At 45.8% G+C, this 216-nt stretch carries 1 pseudogene; it reads right to left on the minus strand.

Annotated elements, in window-relative coordinates:
* Positions 1 to 216, minus strand: a pseudogene (locus tag AB4486_RS28225) (hypothetical protein); the annotation flags it as partial.

The raw sequence follows: 216 nt of genomic DNA on the forward strand, positions 1-216 counted from the left end.
AATCACGACCGACAAACTGCTGCGTTTTGAAAAGACCACCATCAATAGTGGGAATAATACCCATACGCTGACTGATAGCGTGATGGGTTGTAGCGGTAGCGTTAATCCATAAGTGGTCATGGAGACAAGCAAAGCTAATCCTGCGATGCCTCCTTGCGGCAAAATCCATAAAGCAGGAATGACCATTGCAAGTACTGGGATATCTCCCTCACTTAA

Source organism: Vibrio sp. 10N.222.55.C6, from assembly GCF_041473395.1.
In the GTDB taxonomy this organism is placed as follows: Bacteria; Pseudomonadota; Gammaproteobacteria; order Enterobacterales; family Vibrionaceae; genus Vibrio; species Vibrio crassostreae_C.